Below are 6,850 nucleotides of genomic sequence, written 5' to 3'. Positions count from 1 at the left end.
AAAGGTGTAAACGATGTCTCCGGTCTAATGTGTAAAGGATGTACCGGTCTCTACAGTGAGGGCAGCAATCGCAAGCCGAGACCAAATCCCGAATCCCCCACTGAAAAACCTTTTTGACAGCATCACATTTCAACAGGTTAGAATCGCTGGCACGCAGACTGCATGGTCAGTTTGTGCCCGTCTTTCCGCTTCTGGAGTACTGCCTTTGAATGCGACGACCATCAACAGCCTGTTCTTGATCGGCGCGTTGCTGGTAGGCGCAAGTATTCTCGTCAGCTCCCTGTCTTCCCGTCTCGGCATCCCGATTCTGGTGATCATCCTCGCGGTCGGCATGACGGCCGGGGTCGATGGCGGCGGCATCATTTTCGATAACTACCCGACGGCCTATCTGGTCGGCAACCTCGCGCTGGCAGTGATCCTGCTCGACGGTGGCTTGCGCACCCGGGTGTCCAGTTTCCGCGTGGCCTTGTGGCCGGCCTTGTCACTGGCCACGGTCGGCGTCCTTATCACCACCGGCCTCACCGGCATGGCGGCCGCGTGGCTGTTTGACCTCAACCTGATCCAAGGCCTGCTGATCGGCGCCATCGTCGGTTCCACGGACGCCGCCGCGGTGTTCTCGCTGCTCGGCGGCAAGGGCCTGAACGAGCGGGTGACCGCCAGCCTGGAAATCGAATCCGGCAGCAACGACCCGATGGCGGTGTTCCTCACCGTGACCCTGATCGACATGCTCGCCAGCGGCCAGACCGGGCTGCACTGGAGCCTGCTGACCCACCTGATCCGCGAGTTCGGCATCGGTGGCGTGATCGGCCTGGGTGGCGGCTGGCTGATGCTACAACTGGTCAACCGGATCAACCTCGCCACCGGCCTCTATCCGATCCTGGTAATCGCCGGCGGGCTGGTGGTGTTCGCCCTGACCAACGCCCTGCACGGCAGCGGCTTCCTCGCCGTGTACCTGTGCGGTCTGGTGATCGGCAACCGCCCGGTGCGCAGCCGTCATGGCATTCTGCACATGCTCGACGGCATGGCGTGGCTGGCGCAGATCGGCATGTTCCTGGTGCTGGGCCTGCTGGTCACTCCGCATGACTTGCTGCCGATCGCCGTGCCGGCGCTGGGTCTGGCGCTGTGGATGATTCTGTTCGCGCGGCCGCTGTCGGTGCTGGTCGGGCTGCTGCCGTTCAAGGCCTTCCATGGCCGCGAAAAGGCGTTCATTTCCTGGGTCGGTCTGCGCGGCGCGGTGCCGATCATTCTGGCGGTGTTCCCGCTGATGGCCGGGCTGCCGAATGCGCAGCTGTACTTCAACCTCGCCTTCTTCATCGTGCTGGTGTCGCTGCTGGTGCAGGGCACGAGCCTGCCGTGGGTCGCCAAGCTGCTCAAGGTGACGGTACCGCCGGAGCCGGCGCCGATTTCCCGCGCCGCCCTCGAAGTGCACGTCACCAGCGAGTGGGAACTGTTCGTCTACAAGCTCGGCGCGGAAAAATGGTGCATCGGTTCACCCCTGCGCGAACTGAAAATGCCCGAAGGCACCCGTATCGCCGCCCTGTTTCGCGGTCAACAACTGCTCCATCCGTCGGGTAGTACGGTGCTGGAAGTCGATGATTTGCTGTGTGTTATCGGCCATGAGCACAACCTGCCGGCCCTCGGAAAACTGTTCAGCCAGGCGCCGCAACGCGGCCTCGATCTGCGCTTCTTCGGCGATTTCGTACTCGAAGGAGACGCCCAGCTCAAAGCGGTTGCCGCCCTGTACGGCCTGCCCGCCGAAGGCATCGATCCGGACATGACCCTGGGCCACTTCATTGCCCAGAAAGTCGGCGGTGCACCGATCGTTGGCGACCAGGTGGAATGGAACAACACCCACTGGACGGTTGCGGTCATGGACGGGAACAAGATCGGCAAAGTGGGCGTCAGATTCCCCGAAGGAAGTCGCCCGGGCCCCGGGCTCTTCCTCTAAACTGCGTCCACTCTCACTTGCTTGACCGGTCTCTATGCCTACCCTGCGCTCCTTTTTCGTCGCGGCCCTGCTGGGCCTGAGTCTCACTGTCGGCCCGCTGCAGGCCGCCGAACCGCCGTCCAGCGACGCCGTGCAGGCCAGTCTGGACAAGCTCACCGACAGCAAACTGCCCGAGGCCGACAAGAAGGCCCTGCAGACGGTCCTGCAAAACACGCTGAACCAGCTCAATAACCGGCGTGACTACGAGCAGAAGCTGATCGACCTCAAGCAGCAACTGGCCACCGCGCCAAAGCAGACCATCGAGAACTCGCGCGAACTGACCCGCCTCAAGGCCAGCGCCGTGGTGCCGGTGGCGCAGCGCTTCCCCAAGGAAAACATCCAGCAGCTGGAGCAGATGCTCACCGAGCGCTCGACCCAGCAAAGCGATCTGCAAAAGGCCCTGGCGGACGCCAACAGCCTGATCATCACCGCCCAGACCCGTCCCGAACGTGCCCAGGCCGAGATTTCCAGCAGCCAGACGCGCATCCAGCAGATCAATAACATCCTCAAGACCGGCAAGGACGCCGGCAAGACTGTCAGCGCCGAGCAGCGCGACCTGCTCAACGCCGAACTGGCCGCCTTGAACGCGCTGATCCCGCTGCGTCGTCAGGAACTGGCCGGCAACAACCAGTTGCAGGATCTGGGCAACAGTCAGCATGACCTGCTCTCGGAAAAGTCCGACCGTCTGGATCGCGAGATCCAGGAACTGCAAACCCTGATCAACCAGAAGCGCTTGACCCTGTCGCAGGAAACCGTGACGCAGCAGTCGATCGAGGCCCAAAAGTCTGGCAGCAGCACCCTGCTCGCCACGGAAAGCGCGGCCAACCTCAAGCTCTCCGATTACCTGCTCAAAAGCACTGACCGTCTCAACGAACTCACCCAGCAGAACCTGCAGACCAAGCAGCAACTGGACAGCGTGACTCAGAGCGATTCGGCTCTCGACGAGCAGATCAACGTGCTCAAGGGCAGCCTGCTGCTGTCGAAAATTCTCTATAAACAGAAGCAAGCGCTGCCGCGCCTCAAGGTCGACCGCGATCTGGCGGACCAGATCGCCGACATTCGCCTGTACCAGTTCGAAATCAATCAACAGCGCGAACAGCTGAGCAATCCGGCGACTTACGTCGACAACCTGCTGTCCACTCAGCCGCCGGAGCAAGTCACGCCACAACTGCGCAAGAGTCTGCTGGAGCTGGCCAACACCCGTGTCGATCTGCTGGAACGGCTGAGCCGCGAACTGAGCGCGATGCTCAACGAATCGATCACCCTGCAACTGAACCAGAAACAACTGCTGAGCACCGCGCAAAGCCTGCGCGCGACCCTTGACGAGCAGATGTTCTGGATTCCGAGCAACAAGCCGCTGGACACCGAATGGATGCGCGGCGTGCCGGAGCGTCTGAAGCGTCAGATCGACACTTTGCCGCTGGCCTCGAGCCTCAGCGAACTGACCGACGGCCTGACCCAGCGACCGCTGTTGTTCCTGCCGCTGGCGCTGCTGATCGGCGCGCTGTTGTGGCGGCGCAAGCAGTTGTATTCGCGCCTGAACAAGGTTCACCAGGACATCGGCCACTTCAAGCGTGACAGCCAGTGGCATACGCCACAGGCGATCCTGATCAATATTCTGCTGGCGATGCCAGTCGCGCTGGGCCTGGCGCTGTGCGGGCTGGCGTTGCAGATCGATGCCCGCGGGCAGAACGCGAACATGGGCGCGGCGCTGCTGCAAATGGCCCAGGCGTGGCTGGTGTTCTACACCGCTTACCGGATCCTCGCGCCGGGCGGCGTGGCTGAACTGCACTTCCGCTGGGAAAAGCCGCAGGTCGAATTCCTGCAAGGCTGGGTCCGTCGCCTCGGACTGGTGGTCATGGCATTGGTGGCCGTGGTGGCGGTTGCCGAACTGCAACCGGCGGCGCTGGCCGACGATGTACTGGGCATGCCGGTGGTGCTGACCTGCTATGCGCTGATGGCGTGGCTGCTCAGCCGTCTGCTGATCAGCAGCCCGACCCACGAAAACGCCTCGCTGTTCCGCAAAGCCGTGGGCGTGATGTTCACCCTGCTGCCCATCGCGCTGTTCGTCGCCGTGTGCTTCGGCTACTACTACACCGCGCTGAAACTCAGCGACCGCTTGATCAACACCCTGTACCTGCTGATGTTCTGGCTGGTGATCGAAGCCACTTTCGTCCGTGGCCTCGCGGTCGCGGCACGTCGCCTGGCTTACCAGCGCGCCCTGGCCAAACGTCAGGCCGCGAAAGAAGCCGGCGACGGCGAAGCGGTGATCGAAGAACCGACCCTGGACATCGAAAAGGTCAACGAACAGTCCCTGCGTCTGATCCGTCTGGCGCTGCTTGGCGGCTTCATCGCCGCGCTGTACTGGGTCTGGGCCGACCTGATCACCGTGTTCTCGTACCTCGACAACATCACCCTCTACGAATACACCAGCGGCACCGGCGCCAACATGAGCATGGTGCCGATCAGCATCGGCGACATGCTCGGCGCGCTGATCATCATCGGCATCACCTTTGCGCTCGCCCGCAACTTGCCGGGCCTGCTTGAAGTGTTTGTGCTATCGAAACTCAATCTGGCCCAGGGCAGTGCCTACGCGACCACGACGCTGCTGTCGTACGTGATCGCCGGGGTCGGTTTCGTCTCGACCCTGTCGACCCTCGGCGTGAGCTGGGACAAGTTGCAATGGCTGGTGGCGGCGCTGTCGGTCGGCCTCGGCTTCGGTATGCAGGAGATCTTCGCGAACTTCATCTCCGGCATCATGATCCTGTTCGAGCGCCCGGTGCGGATCGGCGACACCATCACCATCGGCAACCTGTCGGGCACGGTAAGCAAGATCCGCATCCGCGCCACGACCATCACCGACTTCGACCGCAAGGACATCATTGTCCCGAACAAGACGTTCATCACCGGGCAACTGATCAACTGGTCGCTGACCGACACCATCACCCGGGTGACCCTGAAACTCGGCGTGGATTACGGTTCCGATCTGGATCTGGTCAAGGAATTGCTGCTCAAGGCCGCACGGGAAAACCCGCGCGTGCTCAAGGAGCCCGAGCCGCACGTGTACTTCCTCAACTTCGGCGAAAGCACCCTCGACCACGAATTGCGCATGCATGTGCGCGATCTCGGCGACCGCAACCCGGTGCTCGATGAGGTCAACCGCTTCATCAACCGCGAGTTCAAGAAGCAGCACATCAACATCTCGTTCCGCCAGATGGAGGTTTACCTGAAGAACCTCCACGGCCAGGAATACAAGATGGTGCCGATCGAGCCGGAAACCAAAACCATCGTGCCCGTCGGCGACGACCAGAAACCGTTGCAGGAACCGCCGCCGGCCAAACTCGACTAACCCGGCTAATCCCAGCAGAATGCTCGGACATTCTGCTGGAGCAGGCCCTTGAAAGCCCTCGACGAACTGACCTTCGACAACCGCTTCGCCCGCCTGGGCGACGCGTTCTCGGCCCACGTGCTGCCCGAACCGATCGACAATCCGCGGCTGGTGGTGGCCAGCCCGGCGGCCCTCGCGCTGCTGGATCTCGACCCGGCGGTGGCCGACACCCAGGAATTTGCCGAATTGTTCGGCGGCCACAAGCTATGGCCCGATGCCGAGCCACGGGCGATGGTCTATTCCGGGCATCAGTTCGGCGGTTACACCCCACAATTGGGTGACGGTCGCGGGCTGTTGCTGGGCGAGGTGTACAACGCGGCCGGCGAGCACTGGGACTTGCATCTCAAGGGCGCCGGGCAGACGCCGTTCTCGCGCATGGGCGACGGCCGCGCGGTGCTGCGTTCGTCGATCCGCGAGTTTCTCGCTTCCGAGGCGCTGCATGCGCTGAACATCCCGTCTTCGCGCGCCGCCTGCGTGATCGGCTCCGACACCCCCGTCTGGCGTGAGAAACAGGAGCGCGCCGCGATGGTGCTGCGCCTGGCGCCGAGCCACATCCGTTTCGGCCATTTCGAATATTTCTATTACACCAAGCGCCCCGAACAGCAGAAGCAACTCGGCGAACACGTGTTGGCGATGCATTACCCCGAATGCCTGGAACAGCCGGAACCGTATCTGGCGATGTTCCGCGAGATCGTCGAGCGCAACGCCGAACTGATCGCCAAGTGGCAGGCCTACGGTTTCTGCCACGGCGTAATGAACACCGACAACATGTCGATCCTCGGCATCACCTTCGACTTCGGTCCGTTCGCCTTCCTCGACGATTTCGACGCAAACTTCATCTGCAACCACTCCGACGATCAGGGCCGCTACTCGTTCAGCAATCAGGTGCCGGTCGGCCAGTGGAACCTCAGCGCCCTGGCCCAGGCCCTGACGCCATTCATCAGCGTTGAAGCCCTGCGCGAAACCCTCGGCCTGTACCTGCCGCTGTTCCAGGCCCATTACCTCGACCTGATGCGCCGCCGCTTCGGCTTCACTACCGCCGAAGACAACGACCAGCAACTGCTGGAGCAACTGCTGCAACTGATGCAGAACAGCGGCGTCGATTACACGCTGTTCTTCCGTCGTCTGGGCGAAGAGTCGGCCGAGCAGGCCGTCGCTCGCCTGCGCGATGACTTCGTCGATATCAAGGGTTTCGATGCCTGGGGCGAGCGCTATGTCGCCCGCGTCGCACGCGATGGCGCGGCCGATCAGGAACAACGCCGCGCGCGGATGCATGCGGTGAATCCGCTGTACATCCTGCGCAATTACCTGGCGCAGAAGGCGATTGATGCTGCCGAGCAGGGTGACTATTCAGAAGTGCGCCGGCTGCACGCTGTGCTGAGCAATCCATTCGAGGAACAACCTGGAATGGAGAGTTACGCGGAACGGCCGCCGGAATGGGGCAAGCATTTGGAGATCAGTTGTTCGTCGTGAGT

Annotated in this window: 3 protein-coding genes; all 3 read left to right on the top strand. The window is 62.3% G+C overall.

Translation table 11 applies throughout. The features are described from left to right. Positions 1-205 precede the first annotated feature (205 nt). Genes QLG12_RS27300 through selO form a run of 3 tightly spaced genes read left to right on the top strand, consistent with a single transcriptional unit; the run spans position 206 to position 6,848 of the window. Complete coding sequence (locus tag QLG12_RS27300) at positions 206-1,948, top strand: potassium/proton antiporter (RefSeq protein WP_085685372.1); 1,743 nt, start codon at positions 206-208, stop codon at positions 1,946-1,948. A gap of 34 nt (positions 1,949-1,982) precedes the next feature. Further along, positions 1,983-5,336 carry a mechanosensitive channel MscK gene (gene mscK, locus QLG12_RS27295; protein ID WP_197869277.1) on the top strand — a complete coding sequence of 1,118 codons (3,354 nt, stop codon included), beginning with the start codon at positions 1,983-1,985 and terminating at the stop codon, positions 5,334-5,336. 48 nt (positions 5,337-5,384) lie between these two features. Then, on the top strand, positions 5,385-6,848 hold the full coding sequence (gene selO, locus QLG12_RS27290; RefSeq protein ID WP_282475547.1) for a protein adenylyltransferase SelO: 1,464 nt from the start codon (positions 5,385-5,387) through the stop codon (positions 6,846-6,848). The last annotated feature ends 2 nt before the right edge of the window (positions 6,849-6,850 follow it).

The sequence above is a fragment of the Pseudomonas sp. V88_4 genome (assembly GCF_029967985.1).
GTDB lineage: Bacteria > Pseudomonadota > Gammaproteobacteria > Pseudomonadales > Pseudomonadaceae > Aquipseudomonas > Aquipseudomonas glycinae.
This window is presented reverse-complemented; position numbering and strand designations above follow the sequence as displayed.